16 protein-coding genes are annotated in these 17,701 nt (G+C 63.4%); 11 read left to right on the plus strand and 5 right to left on the minus strand.

Features of this window, described 5'->3' with window-relative positions:
* Position 1 precedes the first annotated feature (1 nt).
* Positions 2-607 (minus strand): glutathione transferase GstA, encoded by a 606-nt coding sequence (gene gstA / locus M5C71_RS25865; RefSeq protein WP_248769013.1) that lies wholly within the window; start codon positions 605-607, stop codon positions 2-4.
* A 128-nt stretch (positions 608-735) separates the two neighbouring features.
* On the opposite strand from gstA, the gene M5C71_RS25870 reads away from it, so the two are divergent.
* Positions 736-1,602: a LysR substrate-binding domain-containing protein gene (locus tag M5C71_RS25870; RefSeq protein ID WP_103498859.1), complete on the plus strand. Its 867-nt coding sequence runs from the start codon at positions 736-738 to the stop codon at positions 1,600-1,602.
* A 180-nt stretch (positions 1,603-1,782) separates the two neighbouring features.
* Here M5C71_RS25870 and M5C71_RS25875 read toward each other — a convergent pair whose 3' ends face one another.
* Both M5C71_RS25875 and M5C71_RS25880 read right to left on the minus strand, forming a co-directional pair.
* Positions 1,783-2,340, minus strand: coding sequence for a hypothetical protein (locus M5C71_RS25875; protein ID WP_248769014.1), 558 nt, complete (start codon positions 2,338-2,340; stop codon positions 1,783-1,785).
* Between the two features lie 169 nt (positions 2,341-2,509).
* On the minus strand, positions 2,510-3,244 hold the full coding sequence (locus M5C71_RS25880; protein ID WP_103498857.1) for an NAD(P)-dependent oxidoreductase: 735 nt from the start codon (positions 3,242-3,244) through the stop codon (positions 2,510-2,512).
* Between the two features lie 169 nt (positions 3,245-3,413).
* Between M5C71_RS25880 and M5C71_RS25885 the strand changes: the two genes are divergently transcribed.
* Entirely contained in the window at positions 3,414-4,058 is a 645-nt protein-coding gene (locus M5C71_RS25885; RefSeq protein WP_248769015.1) for a DUF998 domain-containing protein, read from the plus strand.
* Positions 4,059-4,109: 51 nt separating this feature from the next.
* On the opposite strand, the gene M5C71_RS25890 is transcribed toward M5C71_RS25885, so the two are convergent.
* Positions 4,110-5,141, minus strand: a complete 1,032-nt coding sequence (locus M5C71_RS25890) for a LacI family DNA-binding transcriptional regulator (RefSeq protein WP_103498855.1) — start codon at positions 5,139-5,141, stop codon at positions 4,110-4,112.
* A 226-nt stretch (positions 5,142-5,367) separates the two neighbouring features.
* Here M5C71_RS25890 and M5C71_RS25895 point away from each other — a divergent pair, with 226 nt between their 5' ends.
* Complete coding sequence (locus tag M5C71_RS25895) at positions 5,368-5,901, plus strand: gluconokinase (protein WP_103498854.1); 534 nt, start codon at positions 5,368-5,370, stop codon at positions 5,899-5,901.
* A gap of 84 nt (positions 5,902-5,985) precedes the next feature.
* On the plus strand, positions 5,986-7,338 hold the full coding sequence (locus tag M5C71_RS25900; protein ID WP_152741274.1) for a GntP family permease: 1,353 nt from the start codon (positions 5,986-5,988) through the stop codon (positions 7,336-7,338).
* A gap of 69 nt (positions 7,339-7,407) precedes the next feature.
* On the opposite strand, the gene alaC is transcribed toward M5C71_RS25900, so the two are convergent.
* Positions 7,408-8,628, minus strand: coding sequence for an alanine transaminase (gene alaC / locus M5C71_RS25905; protein ID WP_103498852.1), 1,221 nt, complete (start codon positions 8,626-8,628; stop codon positions 7,408-7,410).
* Between the two features lie 216 nt (positions 8,629-8,844).
* Between alaC and M5C71_RS25910 the strand changes: the two genes are divergently transcribed.
* The 7 genes from M5C71_RS25910 to M5C71_RS25940 all read left to right on the plus strand — a co-directional run bounded on the left by M5C71_RS25910 (position 8,845) and on the right by M5C71_RS25940 (position 17,696).
* The gene (locus M5C71_RS25910) at positions 8,845-9,342 is read left to right on the plus strand and encodes a GyrI-like domain-containing protein (protein ID WP_103498851.1); all 498 of its coding nucleotides are present in this window, start codon (positions 8,845-8,847) and stop codon (positions 9,340-9,342) included.
* A gap of 177 nt (positions 9,343-9,519) precedes the next feature.
* Positions 9,520-9,618 (plus strand): potassium-transporting ATPase subunit F, encoded by a 99-nt coding sequence (locus tag M5C71_RS25915; RefSeq protein WP_103498850.1) that lies wholly within the window; start codon positions 9,520-9,522, stop codon positions 9,616-9,618.
* Positions 9,619-9,785: 167 nt separating this feature from the next.
* Entirely contained in the window at positions 9,786-11,492 is a 1,707-nt protein-coding gene (kdpA, locus tag M5C71_RS25920) for a potassium-transporting ATPase subunit KdpA (protein WP_248769016.1), read from the plus strand.
* Between the two features lie 10 nt (positions 11,493-11,502).
* A complete protein-coding gene (gene kdpC, locus M5C71_RS25925; RefSeq protein WP_103498848.1) occupies positions 11,503-12,192 on the plus strand; it encodes a potassium-transporting ATPase subunit KdpC in 690 nt (229 codons plus the stop codon).
* 20 nt (positions 12,193-12,212) lie between these two features.
* Positions 12,213-14,279, plus strand: coding sequence for a potassium-transporting ATPase subunit KdpB (kdpB, locus tag M5C71_RS25930; RefSeq protein WP_248769035.1), 2,067 nt, complete (start codon positions 12,213-12,215; stop codon positions 14,277-14,279).
* Positions 14,280-14,313: 34 nt separating this feature from the next.
* Positions 14,314-17,007 carry a sensor histidine kinase KdpD gene (locus tag M5C71_RS25935; RefSeq protein WP_248769017.1) on the plus strand — a complete coding sequence of 898 codons (2,694 nt, stop codon included), beginning with the start codon at positions 14,314-14,316 and terminating at the stop codon, positions 17,005-17,007.
* Positions 17,004-17,696: a response regulator gene (locus tag M5C71_RS25940; RefSeq protein ID WP_103498845.1), complete on the plus strand. Its 693-nt coding sequence runs from the start codon at positions 17,004-17,006 to the stop codon at positions 17,694-17,696. The genes M5C71_RS25935 and M5C71_RS25940 overlap by 4 nt, the downstream gene beginning before the upstream one ends.
* The last annotated feature ends 5 nt before the right edge of the window (positions 17,697-17,701 follow it).

Raw genomic sequence — 17,701 nt, forward strand, 5'->3', positions numbered from 1 at the left:
CTCAGGCCGCCAGTTCTACCGCCAGCGCAGCGATCACCGCCGGGCGCTGATCGATCCGGGCCATGAATCGTTGCAGTGCCGGCCACGGTCCCAGGTCCAGGCCAAGGAAGGCCGTCCAGCGCAGCACGGTGAACAGGTAGGCATCGGCCACGCTGAAGTGCTCGCCCAGCAGGTAGTCGCGCTGCTCCAGCGTCGTGCTCAGCAAGGCGAAACGCTTGTACAGCTTCTCCCGGAAAATCGCCTTCACTTCGTCCGGTATCGCACTGTTGAACAGTGGCCCCATCCCGCCATGCACTTCGCCGGAAATAAAATTCAGCATCTCTTGCAAACGCGAGCGCTCCCAACTCCCATTGGCCGGCGCCAGTCCGGCCTCGGGCTTGAGATCAGCGAGAAACTGCACGATGGCCACGCCTTCGGTGAGCACCTGGCCATTGTCCAATTGAAGGGCGGCCACATAACCCTTGGGATTGATCTTGAGGAAGTCCTCTCCGTGCTCGGTGACTTTGCTCTGGTTGTCGACCCGTACCAGCTCGAAGGGCAGGCCCAGCTCACGCAGGACAATATGCGGTGACAACGAGCAGGTGTTTGGGACGTAGTAAAGCTTCATGACAATGAGACTCCCTGAATAGGAACTGTGTTCAGCCTTGACGGCCTTGGCGAGCGGCAGTGTCATATGGCGCCCTGACCTGGGTAAAATTAATTCTTGAGAAACCAGCCATAAGGTCAGCTACTGTCATGATGAATCTGCTGCATTGGCGTTTACTGGTAGCGGTACTCGATACCGGCACCCTGACCCGGGCCGCCGAACAGGTTGGCATGACCCAATCGGCGGCCAGCCAGGCGCTGGCGGCGATGGAGCAGATCCTCGGCGTCCAGCTGTTCACCCGCCATGCCCGCGAGTCATTGCCCACCGCCATCGGCCAACAGGTCCTGGCACAGGCGCGGGTGATGCTCGCGGCCCTGGAAAATATCCGCCAGTTGGTCGACAGCGAGAAAGGACTGGTCGGTGGCAGTATTCGCCTGGCGAGTTTTCCGATGATCCTGGGCTCCTTGCTGCCACCGCTGTTGCGTCAGTTCCGCCAGCGCCATCCCGGTATCGAAGTGGTGGCGCTGGAGGTCAGCGACCATGAAGTGCAGGCCATGCTCGCCAATGACACCGTGGATGTCGGCGTGGTGCTCAACCCCGACATCGAAAGTGGCGCTCTGGAGCTGGGGCACGACACCTGGGTCGCGGTGGTTCCCATGGCCCATCGACTGGCCGCCAGGGGCGCCGATGGCTGCGTGAGCCTGGCCGAGTTGGTCGCAGAACCCTTTGTACTGGCGACCGGCGGTTGCGCGGTCAACGCCCGGAGCATTGCCGCCGAAATCGGCCTGTCGCTGCAGGATATTCGCGTCGAGGTCCGTGAGTGGAGCAGCGCCTACACCCTGGTGCGGGAAAACCTCGGCGTGACGCTGGTTCCCGAACTGGCCCTGCCTGCCGAGCGCAAGGGCCTGCGGGTGTTACGCCTGGAGGTGCCGATCGAACGACGCTTCGGCTTGCTGCCGTCGGCCGTGGGGGCTCGCTCGGCGGCGGTGCAGGCCTTGTTCGAAATGTTGCGCTGATCTACGGGGATCGGTATCGAATAAGCTGGCAACAGTTGGTTGCTGGCCACTGGTTTTTGCAGGAGCCGGCTTGCCGGCTGGACGTCAGCGATAACGCGGCAAGCCTGACACCGTGCGGTGCTTGGGCTGCCATCGCCGGCAAGCCGGCTCCCACTGAATCTGGGAACCGTGCCGGTCGGTTTACTGGCTGGCGGTGGCCAGGAAGGCTCCGGCCGCCTGCTGGTCGGCAGGGTTGGCCTTGTTGTCCGCGGTCTTCGCGTTGAACTCCATCTTCATGCGCTCGGCAATCTTGTCTTCGATGCCTTTCTGTTTTTCCGGCGACATGCTTTTCAGGTCGTCCTCGGTCAGTCCCTCTTCCTTGAGTATCTGATCACGGATGCGTTGGGCCACCGGCTTGCTCATGTAGTCCTTGAAGGCCTTCATCGCGTCGCTGTCGTTGTTCGCGGCGGCAGGCGGGGCCGTGCGGGTCGTCGGTGCGGTGGCGGTCAGGGTCGCCGGAAGCGCGACGGTCGGCACTGCCGACTGCAGCTGCACACGGGTCTTGGCGAAGGCCGCATTGACGTTGTCGGCGATCTGGTCCGCGGCGTTCTGGGTGCCGGGGACGGTGCTGGCTGCACTGGCCGCCTGGGCATTCTGGATAAAACCACTGGACAGTGCGTTGGCGGCAGCGGTGGTCGGATCCTGGTCCGTGCGATGGCTGGGTTGAACCACTGGGTTATAACGGGCATTGATCAACATGGGATAAACCCCTGAATGAGGGAACATGACCCGTGTCAGCAATTTGTATGCCTGTTGGTACAAACCCAGGCTTATCAAGGCATGACGGGTACATGCTGGACAAACGGGCAGCGGCAGGCGGAGGCGCATTGCCGCCTGGGTTGCCGCTCCCGGCAGTGTGCTTCCGGCTTCAGCGGATCGGCAGGTCGAACTCGCGGAACGCGTCGTCCACCGGTTGATAACCCAGTACCCGGACGGTCTCGCTCAGGTCCAGGCGCTTGAAGCGGTTGTTGGAAATACCGTGGGCCACCAGGTGTTGCACGCCTTTGACCTCGATGGCCTTCTGCAACAACTGCACGGCGTCGCGTGGGCTGAGCCAGGCACTCAGGTCGCGGGCGTTGCGCAGGTCATGATCGTCGGGAAACTCGAAGGCGCCGATGCGCAGGACAATGGTCGATAAGCCGTGCCGTGCCGAATAGAACGCACACAGCGCTTCGCCATAACATTTGCTCACCCCGTACAGATTGGCCGGCATCACCGGCATGCCCGGGGTGATCTGCCGGTCCACCGGGTAACCCTCGATGGTCTGGGCGCTGCTGGCGAACACCACGCGTTTGCACTGGGCGTTTGCGGCGGCCTCCAGCAGGTAGGTGGTGGCCAGGATATTGTTCGGCAGCAGTTCCTCGAAGGAGGAGTCGGCAAAAGGAATACCCGCCAGGTGCACCACCACGTCGATACCATCGACCAGGGCCGCGAGTTCTTCCTTCTCAGCCATGTCCAGGCGGACAAAGCGGTGCTCGCCGATGGCAAAGTCCGGATGGTGGCGGTCGGCGAGAACAAAGTCGTATTGGTGTTGCGTCGCCTGGAAAAACGTCTTGCCGATACGACCGCAGGCCCCGGTCAGCAATACCTTGAGTAGGTTCATATACAACTTCCGTGTAGGTTTTCTGACCTTAATATGAAGGTTATGTGACGATTAAAGGTAGACCATGGCCGCCAGTCTGTCTGGTCAATAAATCTCTGGCTCAGGGTTCGCGTGGCGTTTTAGGATAGTGGCCTGTCGCTTTCATCCAACCCCCTGAGGTCCCCGCTAGATGCACAAGGCATTGCGTAAATTCGGCTGTGTGGCCGGATTGTTGACGCCCTTCTGGTTACTCGTCGGGCTGGCCCTGGCCGGGGCGCTGTATCCGGGCTATAGCCATCTCAACCAGGCCATGAGTGAACTGGGTGCGCTGGGCGCACCGACCCACGAGTTGTCGCCGTTGATCAACAACCTGCCGTTGGGGCTGTTGTTCTTCGCCTTTGGTGTGACGGTCTTTGCCTGTTTCGAAGGGCGCGGCCTGGCGCAGATCAGTGGGGTGCTGATTGCGCTGCACGGCATCGCCAGCCTGTTTACCGGTTACTTTTCCTGCGACGCCGGCTGTGGGTTGCAGCACCCGTCCTTCAGCCAGACCGTGCATAACAGCGCGTGGCTGATGATGTTTCTGACCCTGGTGATCGCCAACGCCCTGTGGGTGTATCTCGCCGCGCGCTTGCTGGGTTCGAAAGCCTTCGCCTGGTTTTCCCTGGCGTGCACCCTGGTGGCTGTGGTGGCGTTGCCGTTGATGGGGCAGGCGGTGGCGGCGGGCGAGGGCTTCGGTCTGTACCAGCGCCTGAACTACGGCGCTTCGGTGGTCTGGATCGGGGTGTTTGCCGCGCTGCTGCTGGTCAGGGAAAAGCGTCGCACCGATCAGGCTTGATGCCGCTCAATCCCCGCCGAGCCGGGGATTGATTTCTGTGCCTGAGGCCCTTCAACTGCTCTCACGCACCATCAGTTCAAAGCCCATATCCTGCACCGGCTGGGCCACCGGGTTGCCGGCCATCAAGCTCAGCATCTGTTCCGCCGCCCGCCGGCCGATGGCTTCCCGGGGCGTGCGGATGCTGCTCAGGCGCGGGACCATGAAGGCCGAGCCGGGCAGGTCGTTGAAGCCCACCACCGCGACCTGCTCCGGAACCTTGATACCACAGCGTATGGCCTCTAGCAGGGCGCCCTGGGCCAGGTCGTCGTTGCCGAAGAAGATCCCGTCGACCTGCGGATGGCTCTGCATCAGTTGCAGAAACAGTTCGCCGCCCAGGCCCACCGACGAGGGGCGCGGGGTCAGCAGTTCCAGGTCCGGGTGGTACAGCCCGGCCGCCTGCAGCGCCTGGCGAAAGCCTTCGCCGCGCAGGAGTGTGCGCTGGTCCAGTTGTGCGCCGATATAGGCCAGGTGCTTGCGACCACGGGAGATCAGGTGCTCGGCCACGGTGGCGCCGGCGTTCTGTTGCGAGAAGCCGACGCAGTTCACCCCGGCGCCTGGGTCCAGGTCCATCATGTAGACGCAGGGCACGTTGCTCGCCTCGATCATCCGCCGCGCGCTTTCCGAACGGTCGAAACCGGTCAGCAACAAGCCCCGTGGCTGGTAGGACATGTAGTTGCGCAGCAGGTTTTCTTCTTCGTCGCGGGAATAGTGATAGTTGCCGATCAGCACCTCGAAGCCCCGCGGGCGCAGCACCGAGTGAATGGCTTCGAGGGTGTCGATAAACAGCAGGTTGGACAACGACGGCACCAGCACCACCACCGAATGGCTCTGGGCCGAGGCCAGGGCGCGGGCGGCCGGGTTGACCACGTAGTTCAGTTCTTCCGCCGCCTGTCGGACCTTTTCCACCAGGTCCGTAGCCACGCTGCTGATGCCACGCAGGGCCCGCGACGCGGTGATCGGACTGACGCCGGCCAGGCGCGCGACTTCGCTAAGGGTAGGGCGTCCCGTGGTACGGGTATTCTTATCGGTTTTGGTGGAGGTCATCGGACGGCTTGCCAAACAAAATTCAAGGCACTAAGGTAGCGCTGTCTCGACGAGCCTGCAATTGTTCGAGCGCGGTTGGCCTGATCGCGTCGGATGCTGTCGTGGATGTTTAGCGCATCACCCCATAAAAATGACAAGAAAGCGTCGGTAGTCTGTGTTTTGTGCTTTGCTTTCCGAGTATGGAAGCTTCGACAAAGACAGCGCTGTCTGCGTGCTGAGGTGTTACATGAGTCAACCCATCACTGCCCTGGTCATCATGGGCGTCTCCGGTTGCGGCAAGTCCAGTGTGGGCGAGGCCCTGTGCCGGCTCAACGGCGCGACCCAGATCGAAGGCGACAGCTTTCACCCCGCCGCCAATATCGCCAAGATGAGTGCCGGCATCCCCCTGACCGATGATGACCGTGCCGGCTGGCTCGACAGCCTGTGCGACGAGTTGCGCGCGGTCCTGGCCACGGGCGGGCATCCGGTGCTGACCTGTTCGGCGCTCAAGCACAGCTACCGCGAACGCCTGCGCAGCGCGGCACCGGGCCTGGGCTTCGTATTTCTCGAACTGAGCCGTGAAGTCGCCGCCGAGCGGGTGGCCCATCGTCCCGGGCACTTCATGCCCTCGACCCTGATCGACAGCCAGTTCGCCACCCTTGAATCGCCGGTCGGCGAGCCCCTGACCCTGGCCCTCGATGCTTCGACCCAGAGCATCGAGCGTCTGGCCCAGTCGGCCCATCGCTGGTGGCAGGCACACGGGCTGGAACGTTCGGCCTGATTTTCGTCTCGAAAAGATAGCGCTATCCCATTGGGCTATCGTCAAATCACGCAACGCATAAAAACAACAAGCAGGAGACACCTTATGTTCGGACTGTCCCACGAGACCTATCTGTTGCTGGATGCAGTGGTCACGATTATCGGGCTGATCGTGTTGATCACCCGCTTCAGGATTCACCCCTTTATCGGCTTGATCATCGCCTCGGCGTTTCTCGGCCTGACCTCGGGCATGCCCGCGGACAAGATCATCAAGGCCTTCCAGGACGGCTTCGGCGGCGTGCTGGGTTTTGTCGGAATCATCCTTGCGCTGGGGACCATGCTTGGCAAGATGATGTCCGATTCCGGCGGTGCCGATCAGATCGCCCAGACCCTGATCCGCGCCTTCGGCAAGGAGCGGGTGCAGTGGGCGATGATGTGCTCGGCGTTCCTGGTGGGCATTCCGCTGTTCTTCGAGATCGGCTTCGTGCTGCTGATTCCGCTGGTGTTCATCGTTGCGCGACGGACCGGCGTGCCGCTGATCAAGATCGGTATTCCGCTGCTGGCCGGGCTTTCGGCGGTGCACGGCCTGGTGCCGCCGCATCCGGGGCCACTGCTGGCTATCGGAGTGTTCAACGCGGACATCGGCAAGACCATTTTCTACGGCCTGATCGTCGCCCTGCCGACCGCCATCATCGCCGGTCCGATCTACGGGACCTTCATCGCCAAATACATCCCGGGCAACCCTTCCCAGGAACTGGTCGACCAGTTGGCCCGTGAGCCGCAAGTGAAAGCGCTGCCGAGTTTCAGCGTGACCCTGGTCACCGTCTTGCTGCCGGTGTTCCTGATGTTGCTCAAGACCTTTGCCGACATTGCCCTGCCGGACGGGCATTTCTTCCGCATCTGGATGGACATGATCGGTCACCCGATCAGCGCCTTGCTGCTGGCCCTGCTGTTGGCGCTCTACACCTTCGGCAAGCGCCAGGGCATGGATTCCAAACGCGTGCTCAAACTGCTCGATGCCAGCCTGGCGCCGACCGCGGCGATCATCCTGATCATTGGTGCCGGCGGTGGCTTCAAGCAGATGCTGGTGACCAGTGGCGTGGGTGATGTGATCGGGCATATCGCCGTGAATGCGCAGATTTCACCGATCCTGCTGGCCTGGCTGGTGGCGGCGGTGATCCGCATCGCCACGGGTTCGGCGACGGTGGCGACCATTACCGGGGCGGGCATCGTGATGCCGGTGGTGGACCTGATCCCAGGGGTGAACCGTGAACTGCTGGTGCTGGCGACGGGGGCGGGTTCGTTGATCCTGTCCCACGTCAACGATGCCGGGTTCTGGCTGGTCAAGCAGTACTTCAATATGACCGTGGCCGAGACGTTCAAGACTTGGACGGCCATGGAGACCATCCTGTCGGTGGTGGGGCTGGTGTTTATCCTGCTGTTGTCGCTGGTGGTCTAAACGAATCGGGGCCGACACCTGTGAAGGTGTCGGCCCCGAATCATGTGGCAAGCGCACTCGCTACACAGGTTATTCCGCGGTAGCTTTCTTCAGCAGGCCATCGGTGCGGAACATCCCGCGAATCCCGCGTACCGCCTGGCGGATGCGGTCGAGGTTTTCAATCAGGGCGAACCGCACATGGTCGTCGCCGTACTCGCCAAAGCCGACCCCCGGCGAGACGCAGACCTTGGCTTCGGCCAGCAGCTTCTTGGCGAACTCCAGCGAGCCCATCTGGGCATATTCCTCGGGAATCTTCGCCCAGACGTACATCGAGGCCTTGGGGTTCTCGACCATCCAGCCCAGTTCATGCAAGCCTTTGACCAGCACGTTGCGTCGTTGGCGATACTGCTCGGCGATATCCTTGACGCATTGCTGATCGCCCTCCAGCGCGGCGATGGCCGCCACCTGCAACGGCGTGAAGGTGCCGTAGTCGTGGTAACTCTTGATCCGCGCCAGGGCGCTGACCAACTCCGGATTGCCGACCATGAAACCGATGCGCCAGCCGGCCATGTTGTAGCTCTTGGACAGGGTGAAAAACTCCACCGCGATGTCCTTGGCTCCGGGCACCTGCATGATCGACGGGGCTTTCCAGCCGTCGTAGACGATGTCGGCATAGGCCAGGTCGTGGATCACCAGCACGTCGTACTGCTTGGCCAGGGCGATCACCCGTTCGAAGAAGTCCAGTTCCACGCACTGCGCGGTGGGGTTCGAGGGGAAACCGAGAATCATCATCTTCGGCTTGGGAATGGAGCCACGGATGGCCCGCTCCAGCTCGGCGAAGAAGTCTACGCCCGGCACCAGCGGCACCGAACGGACCTGGGCGCCGGCGATCACCGCGCCGTAGATATGGATCGGGTAGCTGGGGTTGGGCACCAGCACCGTGTCGCCTTGGTCGAGGGTGGCGAGCATCAGGTGGGCCAGGCCCTCTTTCGAACCGATGGTGACGATGGCTTCGGTTTCCGGGTCGATATCGACCTGGTAGCGATCCTTGTACCAGTGGGAAATCGCCCGGCGCAGCCGTGGGATGCCCTTGGACGTGGAGTAGCCGTGGGTGTCTTCGCGCTGGGCGACGGTGACCAGTTTTTCGACGATATGTGGCGGAGTGGCGCCGTCGGGGTTACCCATGCTCAAGTCGATGATGTCTTCGCCACGACGACGGGCGGCCATCTTCAGCTCGGCAGTGATATTGAATACGTAGGGGGGGAGTCGATCAATGCGCGCAAAGCGGCGCGGCGAACCTGGGTCTGCCATGTAAACCTCTGACACGTAAGCGCCCGGAACCGTCCGAGCGACGTCGGCCACTGCGGTGGCCTGCGGGGCAGACAATAAGGGCGATACTGGCCATCTGTCCAGATGGGCGACGGAAAATATTTTCCGCCGGGGGGACAAGCGCCGGGTCGCCCAACGACAGGATTATTTGCTTCTATACTGCTTTTCGGAGTTGTTTCCCCTATGGAGTTTGCCCTCATGGACGCAGCACATAACCTTGGCTACACGCAGGCCTTGCCAGCGCCACGCTTCGAGCACGGTCACTTTCAGTTGATTGCCGGCCTGGGCGCACGTTTTACCGCCGAGACGTCGGGATCTATCCCTGACCTGTGGGATGCTTTCGTGCCGCACATCGGAAAAGTCCCCAGCCAGGTGGGTGAGGTGACGTACGGTATCTGCTGCCATCCGGATGGCGAGGGCGGCTTCGAGTACATCGCCGGGGTGCAGATCAGCAAGCTCGACGACCTGCCTGAGCTGTATCGCTGGGTGGAATTGCAGGACCAGCAATACGCGGTGTTTGAACACCAGGGCTCCCTCGACACCCTCAAGCACACCTTCGAGGCCATCTGGAACCACTGGTTGCCGCAATCCGGCTACCTGGCGGCCGAAGCGCCGGAGTTCGAGCGCTACAGCGCCGATTTCAATCCGGAAAAAGGCACCGGCACGGTGGAAATCTGGTTGCCGATCAAGGCCTGATTCTGTGCCGCTGACGTTCCCCTTCGGCAGAAGGGGAGCGTTCTTCTATACGCCATCTTAACGTCCCCCCCGGTAATCAGTGCCCGACCTTAATACCCGCGCCCGTACCCTTTGATCTGGCTTGCGGCGCCCTTGCGTGCGCTTGAGCGAGCCGACCGATTTGGCAAGGGGACACCTGTGTTGACACTCAAACTCATCTACCTGCTCAGCGGCCTGGGCGCGGCCGGCCTGTTCGTCTATCTGGGTTACGCGCTGATCCGCGCCGAAGACTTCTGATTCCTGCGCACGCCTCGTCGCAGGCGCTTTGTGCGGTCCGCAAGGACCCTATCGAACAAGGAAACCAACCATGTACGACCTGATTTTCCTGGGCGCGACCCTGGTGTTTTTCGGCGCGACAGCCTTGTTCATTGTCGCCTTGAACAAGATTTGAACGGAGCTTGCACATGTTGACCGTACTGCTGGAATTTGCGCTGGTCCTGGGTCTGATGACCGGGCTTGCCGTCTTGATGGGGCGCTGGTTGAGCCGGGTCTTTTCTCACCCTGGCCATGCGCTGCCGGAGCGTCTGACCTATCGCCTGCTGGGCGTCGATCCACGGGAAACCATGGGTTGGGCCCGCTACGGCTCGGCGCTGCTGTTGTCCAACGGCGCGATGATGCTGCTGGGCTACCTGCTGTTGCGCCTGCAGGGTTCATTGCCGATCAATCCGCTGGGCCTGGCCGCCCAGACCCCGGACCTGGCGTTCAACACCGCCGCCTCGTTTATCACCAACACCAACTGGCAGGCCTATTCGGGCGAAACCAGCCTGTCCAACTTCAGCCAGATGGCGGTGATCACCTTCCTGATGTTTGTTGGTGCCACCTCCGGTGTGGTCGCCGCCGCCGGATTTATCCGCGGCTTGAGCCGCAGCAGCGCGACGGATATCGGCAACTACTGGGTGGACTTCACCCGCATCCTCTACCGGGTGATGTTGCCGTTGTGCTTCGCCATGGCGCTGGTCTATGTCTGGCAGGGTATGCCGCAGACCTTCTCCTCCCAGGCCCTGGCGACCACCCTTGAAGGTGCGCAACAACAACTGATCGTCGGTGCGGTCGCGAGCTTCGAGTCGATCAAGCATATCGGTACCAACGGTGGCGGCTTTTTCAGCATGAACGCCGCGCACCCGTTCGAGAACCCGACGCCACTGACCAACATCCTGCATATCTTCAGCATGTTGCTGATCCCCTCGGCGCTGACCTATGCCTTCGGCAGCCTGTTGGCCCGTCGGCGCCAGGGCTGGGTGTTCTTCGGCACCTTCCTGATGATGTTCGTCGGCTTTCTCGCGGTGGTCTATTTTGCCGAGCAGGCTGGCAACCCGCTGTTGACCCGGCTGGGCGTCGACCAACTGCTGTCGGCGACCCAGAGCGGCGGCAATATGGAAGGCAAGGAACTGCGTTTCGGCATCGCCGATACCAGTCTGTTCATCGCCACCACCACCGGCGCCACCACCGGCTCGGTGAATGCCATGCATGACTCGCTGATGCCCATGGGCGGCTTCGTGCCCATGGCGCAGATGATGCTCAACTGCGTGTTCGGCGGCGACGGCGTGGGCTTTATCAACCTGATCCAGTACGCCCTGCTGACGGTGTTCCTGGTGGGCATGATGATCGGTCGCACCCCCGAGTTCCTCGGCAAGCGCATCGAAGCCCGGGAGATGAAACTGGTGATGCTCTCGGTGCTCGCGCATCCGATCTGCATCCTCGGCTTCACCGCCCTGGCCTCGCTCTGGCCGGGCACCCTGGACAGCCTGAACAACGTCGGGCCCCACGGTTTCAGCGAGGTGCTCTACGCCTACACCTCCGGCACCGCCAACAACGGTTCGGCCTTCGCCGGGCTGAACGCCAACACCCCGTTCTTCAACACCACCATCGGCCTGGCGATGTTGCTGGGGCGTTTCTTCACCCTGCTGCCGATGCTCGCCGTGGCCGGCTCCCTGGCCTTTAAAAAGACCACCCCGGCCGGTGCCGGGACCATTCCCACCGCCACGCCGCTGTTCATGTTCCTGGTGGTGTTCGTGGTGCTGGTGGTCGGCGGTTTGACCTTCCTGCCGGCGCTCGCGCTGGGGCCAGTGGTCGAGCAGTTGCAACTGCTCTCCAGCCAGACCTACAAGTGAGGATATTTGCATGACTACGCGTATTTCCACGCCGCCGCTGGCGGTGACTCAAGGGCTGTTCCGCGGCCTGGGGCGCCCGGTGCTGGTGTCCTCGGTGATGTTCATGTTGCTGACTGGCCTGGCCTATCCGGCGCTCACCACCCTGGCGGCCAACCTGCTGTTTCCGTTCCAGGCCCAGGGCAGCCTGCTGGAGCGCGACGGCCAGGTGGTCGGCTCGGTGCTGATCGGCCAGGCGTTCAGCCGCCCGGAGTATTTCCAGGCCCGCCCCAGCGTGACCCAGAGCGTCGATCCGAACGACGCCAGCAAGACCGTGACCACGCCCTACAACGCCGGCCTCAGCGGGGCCAGCAACCTGGGCCCGACCAGCCAGCGTCAGCTCGACGCGGTCAAGGAGCGGGCCGTGGCCTATCGCGCCTCGAACGGCCTGGACCCGCAAGCGCCGGTGCCGGTCGACGCGGTGACGGCTTCGGCGTCCGGCTTGGACCCGCATATTTCAGTGGCCAACGCGCTGATCCAGGCGCGGCGCGTCGCACCGCTGCGGCAGCTGTCCGAAGACGCCCTGCTGACCTTGGTCCGGGCGTCGACCGAGACGCGTACCTTCGGCCTGCTCGGCGAGCCGCGAGTCAATGTGCTGCAACTCAACCTGGCGCTGGATGCCTTGGCGACACCCCGCCAGTCCCCAGTCGTCGTCACTGAGTAAGAGAATCGATCATGAGTGACATGAAAGCCCGTTTGCCTTTGTTCGACCGCGAGCTGTTGCTGGCCGCCGGCGTGGATGCCTTCCGGAAACTGCTGCCCCAGGCCCAGTGGAAAAATCCGGTGATGTTCGTGGTGTACCTCGGCAGCCTGCTCACCACCTTGTTGTGGTTGCAGTCCTGGGGAGGCCAGGGCGAGGCACCGAGTGGTTTTATCCTGAGCATCTGCCTGTGGCTGTGGTTCACCGTGCTGTTCGCCAACTTCGCCGAAGCCCTGGCCGAGGGGCGGAGCCGGGCACAGGCGGCGAGCCTGCGCGGGATGAAGCGCCAGACCCTGGCCAAGGTCCTGCAAAAGCCGCGTCATGGTGCGCAATGGTTGCCGATGGCGGCCAGCGAGTTGCGCAAGGACGCGGTAGTGCTGATCGAGGCCGGCGACCTGGTGCCCCTCGATGGCATCGTTATCGAGGGCGTGGCGTCGGTGGATGAAAGCGCGATCACTGGCGAATCGGCTCCGGTGATCCGTGAGGCCGGTGGTGATTTCTCTTCGGTGACCGGCGGCACCCGGGTTCTCTCGGACTGGCTGGTGGTGCGTATCAGCGTCAATCCCGGCGAATCCTTTCTCGACCGGATGATCTCCATGGTCGAATCGGCCAAGCGCCAGAAGACCCCCAACGAAGTGGCCCTGACCATTCTGCTGGTGGGGCTGACGGCCTTGTTCCTGCTGGTGATCGTCACCCTCAGCCCGTATTCGATCTTCGCCGTGGTCATGAGCGGCAGCGGTAGTGTGGTCAGCGCGACGGTGCTGGTGGCCTTGCTGGTGTGCCTGATTCCCACCACCATCGGCGGCCTGCTCTCGGCCATCGGCGTGGCGGGCATGAGCCGGATGATGGCGGCCAATGTGATCGCCACCTCCGGGCGCGCGGTGGAAGCGGCCGGCGATGTCGACGTGTTGCTGCTGGACAAGACCGGCACCATCACGCTCGGCAATCGCCAGGCCAGTGCCTTCCTGCCGGCACCGGGGATGAAAGAGCGTGAACTGGCCGAGGCGGCGCAACTGGCGTCCCTGGCCGACGAAACACCGGAAGGGCGCAGCATCGTGCTGTTGGCGCGACAGAAGTTCGAGCTCAATGAGCCGGATCTGGAAAGCCTGAACGCCAGCTTCGTCGCATTCACCGCTCAGACCCGCATGAGCGGCGTCGACCTGGCCGATGGCCGGATGATCCGCAAAGGTGCGGCCGATGCGATTCGCCGGCATATCGAGGCACTGGGCGGTGGTTTCCCGGCGGCCCTGCAAGCGCGGGTGGATGAAGTCTCACGGCGCGGCAGCACACCGCTGGTGGTGGCCGAGGGCGCGCGGGCCCTTGGGGTGATCGAGCTCAAGGACGTGGTCAAGGCCGGCATCAAGGAGCGGTTCGGCGAGTTGCGACGCATGGGTATCAAGACCGTGATGATCACCGGCGACAATCCGCTGACTGCGGCGGCGATTGCGGTGGAAGCCGGGGTCGATGACTACCTGGCCGAGGCCCGGCCGGAAGACAAGCTGCAACTGATCCGTGACTACCAGGCCCAGGGCAAGCTGGTGGCGATGACCGGCGATGGCACCAACGACGCCCCGGCGCTGGCCCAGGCCGACGTCGCGGTGGCGATGAACAGCGGCACCCAGGCGGCCAAGGAAGCGGGGAACATGGTCGATCTGGACAGCAATCCGACCAAACTGATCGAGGTGGTCGAGGTCGGCAAGCAGATGCTGATGACCCGTGGCGCCCTGACCACTTTCAGCGTGGCCAACGATGTGGCGAAGTATTTTGCTATTGTGCCGGCGGCGTTCGTGGCGACTTACCCGCAGCTCGGCGCCTTGAACGTGATGCACCTGGGCAGCCCGAACTCGGCGATCCTCAGCGCGGTGATCTTCAATGCCCTGATCATCGTGTTCCTGATCCCGCTGGCGCTCAAGGGCGTGGCCTACCGGGCCATCGGCGCGGCGGCGCTGCTCAATCGCAACCTGCTGATCTATGGACTGGGCGGGGTGCTGGTGCCGTTTGCCGGGATCAAGCTGATCGATATGCTGCTGGTTGGCTTGGGCGTGGTCTAGGTGACCGGCATGGGTGCGTCTGACAAGGAATGACATGAGTTTGAATGACACCTCCCGCGACATCCGCGACGGTAGACCCGATCCGGATGCGCTGCTGGAGCAACTGCAAGCCGACGAGAAGGCCGCCCAGCGCGGCCGTTTGCGTATTTATTTCGGCTCGAACGCCGGGGTCGGGAAAACCTGCGCCATGCTCCAGGCCGCGCACCGCGAGCGGGCTCTCGGATGCGATCTGGTCGCCGGCCTGATTGAAACCCACGGGCGCGGTGATACCGCCGCCTTGCTCGCCGGCCTGGAACAACTGCCGCGCCATCGCCTGGCCCATGGCGACAGCACGTTGCCGGAGTTCGATCTCGATGCGGCACTGGTCCGCCGTCCGGCGGTGTTGCTGGTGGACGAGTTGGCCCACAGCAATGTCCCCGGCTCACGCCACCCCAAGCGCTGGCAGGATATTGAAGAGCTGCTGCGGGCCGGGATCGAGGTCTGGACCAGCCTGAACGTCCAGCACCTGGAAAGTCTCAATGACCTGGTCAGCGGCATCATCGGCACCCGTGTGCGGGAAACCGTCCCCGACCATGTGTTCGACAGTGCCCATGAAGTGGTGCTGATCGACCTGGCCCCCGACGAACTGTTGCAGCGTCTCAAGGACGGCAAGGTCTACCAGGGCCCGCAGGCCGACCGGGCGTCGCGGCACTTCTTTCGCAAAGGCAACCTGCTGGCCCTGCGTGAACTGGCCCTGCGCCGTACCGCCGACCGGGTCGATGCGCAAATGCGTGTCTATCGTCGCGAGCGTTCCATCGACACCTTGTGGGCCGCTCGTGAGCGCTTGTTGGTGGGGGTTGCCGGTGAGTCCTCGGATGAACGTCTGGTGCGCGAAGCCGCGCGCCTGGCGCAGAAGCTCGAAGCCGACTGGATCGTGGTGCATGTCGAGTCGGTGTCGACGGGCGGCATGGCCCTGCGGCGACGCGCAGCGGCGGTGAAGACCCTGGCCCTGGCCGCTGAGTTCGGTGCCGATACCGCGATCCTGGCGGGTATCGATGTCGCCGAAACCCTGGTGGCCTGCGCCCGCGAACGCAATGCCAACCGCCTGTTGCTCGGCCATCGGCCACGACGGGTCTGGCAGTTCTGGCACCAGACGGTCAGCGACCGGATCAGCCGCCACCACCCGCAGATCGACCAGATTGTGATCGCCCATGGCGAGCTGCCGCGCACGGCGCCGTCCCGACCGGAAGCGGAACCGAGACTGGCACCGGGCAGGGGCCTGGCCTACCTGTGGGCGACCCTGGCCTGTTTCGCCGCCACGGCGGTAGCGGCGTTGTTGCTGCAAGTCTTCGACCCGGCCAACGTGGTCATGCTGTTCCTGCTGACGGTGGTGTTGGTGGCGCTGCGCCTGGGCCGCGGGCCGGGTGTCTGGGCGGCGATGCTGGCGGTGCTGTGTTTCGATTTTTTCTTTGTCCAGCCGGTGCTGTCGTTCACCGTCAACGACACCCAGTATTTCTTCACCTTCGCCTTGATGCTGGGCATTGCCCTGATCACTGGCCAACTGACCGCGCGCCTGCGCCATGAGGCGCGTACAGCGGCGGCCCGTGAGCGCCGGGCGACCTCGCTGGCGCTGTTGGCTCGCGACCTGTCCGCGGCCCTGACCGTCGAACAGCTCGGCGCGGTGGCGCTGCGCACCTTCAGCGGGGTGTTCGAGGCCCGGGTCGGCCTGGCCTTGCCGGATGCCGGCGACCGGGTCGGCACCCTGGCCGGCAGTGTCTTCCCGGTGGATGAAAGCATCGCCCAGTGGACCTATGAACACGGACGCCCGGCCGGACAGGGCAGTGATACCCTGGCGGCCGCCCCCGGTTGCTACTTTGCCCTCAAGGCGCCGATGCGCGTGCGCGGTGTGCTGGTCCTCGACCTGAGTGATGCCGAGCGCCTGAAGGACCCCGATGAGCAACGCCTGTTGGAAGCCTGCATGAGCCAGTTGGCGATTGCGCTGGAACGGGTGCATTTCGTTGAAGTGGCGCAAAGCACCCTGGTGCAGATGGAAGGCGAGCGCATGCGCAACACCTTGCTGGCGGCCATTTCCCATGACCTGCGTACGCCCTTGACCAGCATTATCGGCGCCGCCGACGCCGCAGCGCCCCATGTGCGTGACGCGTTGGTCGGCGGGTTATTGGGCGGGATTCACGATCAGGCCTGTGCCATGCAAAGGCTGATCGAAAACCTGCTGGATATGGCGCGCCTGCAGGAACATGGGGTGCGCCTTAACCGTCAGTGGCACTCCCTGGAAGAGGTGGTCGGCAGCGCCTTGCGCCAACTGCGCGAACCCCTCGCCCGGCATCCGGTGCGGGCGCTGTTGCCGGCGGACCTGCCCCTGGTGGAGATCGATGCGCTGCTGATCGAGCGAGTGTTGGTCAACCTGTTGGACAACGCGGCGAAATACACCCCGGCGGGTACGCCGATCGAGATCACGGCGAGCCAGGTCGATCAGCAGATCGTCCTGGAGATCGCCGACAGCGGACCGGGCTGCCCGTCGGGTATCGCCCCCGAGCAACTCTTCGAAGCCTTCAGCCGTGGCCGGCAGGAATCGGCGGTGTCCGGCATCGGCCTGGGGCTGGCCCTGGTCCGGCGGATCGTCGAAGCCCACGGCGGCCGGGTCGTCGCCCGGCCGCGGCTGCCGAACGGCCTTTGTTTTGTTATCAGCTTACCGGCGGGTCAACCGCCGTCCATGGAAACCTTATGACCAGCACCCGTATCCTGATTGTCGAGGATGAAGCCAATATCCGTCGTTTCATCGGCATTGCCTTGCAGGACGAAGGCTTCCAGGTCTTCGAGGCCGACAGCAGCAAGCGTGCCCTGATCGATGCGGCGAGCCGCCAGCCGGACCTGGTGATCGTCGACCTGGGCTTGCCCGACGGTGACGGCAAGGACCTGATCAGTGAACTGCGTGGCTGGATGAGCGTGCCCATCCTGGTGCTGTCGGCCCGTGACCGCGAAGACGAAAAGGTCGCCGCACTGGACGCCGGCGCCGATGACTATCTGGTCAAGCCGTTCGGTGTGCCCGAGTTGCTGGCGCGTATTCGTGCGCAGTTGCGGCGGCAGGTGCAAAGCGGCACGGCGGCGGTCAGCAGCAAGGTGCGCTTCGGCGAGGTCGAGGTCGATCTGGCGACCCATGAGGTGCGACGTGGCAGCGAGGGCGTGCACCTGACACCCATCGAGTTCCGCCTGTTGATCGCGTTGATCCGGGGTCAGGGCCGGGTGCTGACGCACCGGCAATTGCTGCTGGATGTCTGGGGGCTGGACTATGCCGATCGGGCTCATTATCTGCGGGTACACATGGCGCATCTGCGGCAAAAACTCGAAGCCGACCCGGCGCAGCCGCAACACCTGATCACCGAATTGCAGGTGGGCTATCGTCTGGTCGGCCTGTAACGGCT

It is taken from the genome of Pseudomonas sp. MWU12-2345, from assembly GCF_023242385.1.
In the GTDB taxonomy this organism is placed as follows: domain Bacteria; phylum Pseudomonadota; class Gammaproteobacteria; order Pseudomonadales; family Pseudomonadaceae; genus Aquipseudomonas; species Aquipseudomonas gingeri_D.

Bases quoted from the DNA above. Each gene is read 5' to 3' on its own strand.
- M5C71_RS25870 (WP_103498859.1), top strand. From the start codon at position 736: ATGATGAATCTGCTGCATTGGCGTTTACTGGTAGCGGTACTCGATACC.
- M5C71_RS25890 (WP_103498855.1), bottom strand. From the start codon at position 5,141: ATGACCTCCACCAAAACCGATAAGAATACCCGTACCACGGGACGCCCT.
- kdpC (WP_103498848.1), top strand. From the start codon at position 11,503: ATGACTACGCGTATTTCCACGCCGCCGCTGGCGGTGACTCAAGGGCTG.
- M5C71_RS25880 (WP_103498857.1), bottom strand. From the start codon at position 3,244: ATGAACCTACTCAAGGTATTGCTGACCGGGGCCTGCGGTCGTATCGGC.
- kdpB (WP_248769035.1), top strand. From the start codon at position 12,213: ATGAAAGCCCGTTTGCCTTTGTTCGACCGCGAGCTGTTGCTGGCCGCC.
- alaC (WP_103498852.1), bottom strand. From the start codon at position 8,628: ATGGCAGACCCAGGTTCGCCGCGCCGCTTTGCGCGCATTGATCGACTC.
- M5C71_RS25900 (WP_152741274.1), top strand. From the start codon at position 5,986: ATGTTCGGACTGTCCCACGAGACCTATCTGTTGCTGGATGCAGTGGTC.
- M5C71_RS25895 (WP_103498854.1), top strand. From the start codon at position 5,368: ATGAGTCAACCCATCACTGCCCTGGTCATCATGGGCGTCTCCGGTTGC.
- M5C71_RS25910 (WP_103498851.1), top strand. From the start codon at position 8,845: ATGGACGCAGCACATAACCTTGGCTACACGCAGGCCTTGCCAGCGCCA.
- gstA (WP_248769013.1), bottom strand. From the start codon at position 607: ATGAAGCTTTACTACGTCCCAAACACCTGCTCGTTGTCACCGCATATT.
- M5C71_RS25935 (WP_248769017.1), top strand. From the start codon at position 14,314: ATGAGTTTGAATGACACCTCCCGCGACATCCGCGACGGTAGACCCGAT.
- M5C71_RS25875 (WP_248769014.1), bottom strand. From the start codon at position 2,340: ATGTTGATCAATGCCCGTTATAACCCAGTGGTTCAACCCAGCCATCGC.
- M5C71_RS25940 (WP_103498845.1), top strand. From the start codon at position 17,004: ATGACCAGCACCCGTATCCTGATTGTCGAGGATGAAGCCAATATCCGT.
- M5C71_RS25885 (WP_248769015.1), top strand. From the start codon at position 3,414: ATGCACAAGGCATTGCGTAAATTCGGCTGTGTGGCCGGATTGTTGACG.
- kdpA (WP_248769016.1), top strand. From the start codon at position 9,786: ATGTTGACCGTACTGCTGGAATTTGCGCTGGTCCTGGGTCTGATGACC.